The organism is candidate division KSB1 bacterium (assembly GCA_022562085.1).
Lineage (GTDB): Bacteria > Zhuqueibacterota > Zhuqueibacteria > Oceanimicrobiales > Oceanimicrobiaceae > Oceanimicrobium.
Map to the genome: position 1 here is coordinate 1 of JADFPY010000451.1, position 2,871 is coordinate 2,871.

Consider the following 2,871-nt stretch of genomic DNA (forward strand, 5'->3'; position numbering starts at 1 on the left):
AAACCGGCGGTTTGATCGAAGCGAGGTCGGTCATCATAACGGCGGGGACCTTTCTGAACGGCGTCATTCATATTGGCGAAGTTCAATATCCGGCTGGCCGTGCCGGTGAGTTTTCCTCGCAAGGAATGACCGAATGTCTGGTTGAGTTAGGCTTTGAATCCGGTCGCCTGAAAACCGGCACTCCGCCACGGTTGGATGGTACTTCAATCGATTTTTCAAAAACAGAAATTCAGCCCGGCGATGAACCCCCCGTGCCTTTTTCGCATCAGACCGATTCGCTGGACCTTGAACAAATGCCCTGCCACTTAACGTACACCAATTCTCAAACCCACGACATTTTACGCAAGGGTTTCGACCGTTCGCCAATGTTTACCGGCAGAATTAAAAGTGTCGGACCGCGCTACTGTCCTTCGGTGGAAGATAAAATCAACCGCTTTGCCGATAAAGAGAAGCACCAAATCTTTCTGGAGCCAGAGGGCAGAAACACCACTGAATATTACGTAAACGGATTCTCAACCAGCTTGCCCGAGGAAATTCAGTTAGCGGGCATTCGTTCAATCGCCGGCCTTGAAAATGCCAAAGTCACCCGACTGGGTTACGCTGTGGAGTATGACTACTTTGAGCCGACCCAAATCAATGCGAGCATGGAAACCAAGCGGGTCGAGAATCTGTTTTTTGCTGGTCAGATAAACGGTACGACCGGATACGAAGAAGCCGCCTGCCAGGGCTTTATGGCAGGAGTAAACGCGGTTTTAAAAATTAGAGACGAAAAACCTTTTGTGCTCGAGCGCTCCGAGGCTTACATCGGTGTTCTCATCGACGACCTGGTTACCAAGGGCACGATCGAACCCTATCGCATGTTTACTTCCCGTGCCGAGCACCGGCTGATTTTGCGCCAGGATAATGCGGACTTGCGGCTCATGGATCATGGACGCCGCCTGGGCCTGATTTCAAAAGATGTTTATGAAAAGATGAATTTAAAGCGCACGAGAATTGCCAGCGCTTTAGAGGGTTTGAAAAAATCCAAAGTAACTCCGGAAAGCCTGAACGAAATTCTGGCTCGAGTCGGCACCACGCCTATTTCCCAAAACGAGTATCTTTATAATTTGTTAAAGCGGCCCGAGCTGCACCTTTCTGATTTGGTGGGCTTGATTAAACTTGAAATTCTGGATAACTGCGATGACCCGTCCTGGGAGCAGGTGCAAGAACAAGTCGACCTTGAGATAAAGTACGAGGGCTTCATCCGGAGGCAAAACGAGCAGGCCGAGCGGGTGCGCAAATTAGACTCAAAGATTATTCCGAAAAGTTTTGATTTTCTGTCCATCGCAGCACTCTCCACAGAAGCTCGTGAAAAGCTCAACCGGATTCGACCTCAAACAATTGGCCAGGCGTCGAGAATATCCGGCGTTTCGCCGGCGGACATTTCGATTCTTTTGGTTCACCTGGGCCGCCCACGAGTCGCAAATGTTTCACGTGAAACATAGTTAGCGTCGCCTCGCAGGTCGAAAAAACTCTTACAGAATCAAGGCTTCTTCAAAGAAAGTTTTGGTCTGCCTTTCGAGATTTTGTGAAGGATAAAGACTCACGTATAAAAACAACAAAAGCTTTACCTCAAAACTGGATGAATATTGCAATTGGCCGAAGCGGTATAAGGCTTTGCACGGTCGCCTCATTTTGGGATTCAGTTAAAGAAACTTATGACAGCCATGAATTACGTACCGAGGTTGTTCTTGACGACAACAACTCCAAAACCTATTATGAGCAATTGTTTGCACAAAAAGAGAAAATCGAAAACGAAATGGGCGAACCCTTAAACTGGCATAACCCGACAGATAAACGTGTCTGTAGAATTTACTTGCGATGCGGTGCCGATCTAGAAAATAGAGATAATTGGTCAAAGCAACATAGCTGGTTACTCGAAAAACTGGAACTTCTTTACAAGTTTTTGTGATTCGGGTTAAGAATTTAACTACGGATATGAATTCTTAGCGTTCTTATGGCGCTTTAACTTCTAATGAAGCCACCCATAAAAAGAAATTTGGTTGCTGAAGTTAAATCTTTCTAAATATAAACTGTTTAGAGAGAACAGGTTGCCACTTTCTCAACGCAGTGAATTAATTTGATGTTTATCACGGCGAGCTTCTTAGTTGGGAATTTAAATCGACGCCGCGTCGCAAATGTTTCACGTGAAACATAGATGATAGATGAACTTTCCAACTCTCAAAACAAATCAGCTCTTGCTGCGGGGCCTCAAACCCGAAGATGCTCCCAGGGTTCAGCTTCTTGCCGGCGACCGTGAAATAGCGGATACCACGCTGACTATTCCTCCTCCACTTGAAGCCGAAATGGCAGAACAATATGTTGAGGGCAAGATCTCGCTTTATGAAGGCGGCAAGGGGGTTTGTTTTGCGGTAACTCTGGCTGCGGAGGATGTTCTCGTTGGTGTGGTCACCTTAAAGAATATTGATCAGACCCACAAAAATGCCGAAGTGGGCTATTGGATTGGTAAAGATTACTGGCATAACGGCTACGCCACAGAGGCGGCCCTTGCCGTGGTCAATTATGGGCTTGAGGAACTAAACTTACAACGCATTTATGCTCATTGTCTAAGCCGCAATCCATTGTCCGGCAAGGTACTCGCAAAGATTGGCATGACGCATGAGGGGACGCTGCGTCAACACATCCTAAAATGGAATGAATTTGAGGATATTGATCTCTATGGGATTTTGAGATCGGAACACCGTTTGGGTGACCGGTAGCCTCAAGGATCAATAAAAAAATAAATTGGTTACAAAGCTGAATCTTTCTAAATTAAGCGAACGATTCAAAGAGAATGGCTTAACGCTTTCTCAAAAAGAGTTAAATCGGTTT

The 2,871-nt window shown here is 46.2% G+C and carries 3 protein-coding genes; all 3 read left to right on the forward strand.

Features of this window, described 5'->3' with window-relative positions; genetic code table 11:
- The coding region (mnmG, locus tag IH879_22075) for a tRNA uridine-5-carboxymethylaminomethyl(34) synthesis enzyme MnmG (protein ID MCH7677614.1) at nucleotides 1–1,484 on the forward strand (1,484 nt) is incomplete at its 5' end.
- 83 nt (nucleotides 1,485–1,567) lie between these two features.
- On the forward strand, nucleotides 1,568–1,951 hold the full coding sequence (locus IH879_22080; protein MCH7677615.1) for a DUF4268 domain-containing protein: 384 nt from the start codon (nucleotides 1,568–1,570) through the stop codon (nucleotides 1,949–1,951).
- A 253-nt stretch (nucleotides 1,952–2,204) separates the two neighbouring features.
- Nucleotides 2,205–2,759 (forward strand): GNAT family N-acetyltransferase, encoded by a 555-nt coding sequence (locus tag IH879_22085; protein MCH7677616.1) that lies wholly within the window; start codon nucleotides 2,205–2,207, stop codon nucleotides 2,757–2,759.
- Nucleotides 2,760–2,871 lie beyond the last annotated feature (112 nt).

Excerpts from the sequence above, each read along its gene's own strand:
- IH879_22085 (MCH7677616.1), top strand. The coding sequence starts at position 2,205 with ATGAACTTTCCAACTCTCAAAACAAATCAGCTCTTGCTGCGGGGCCTC.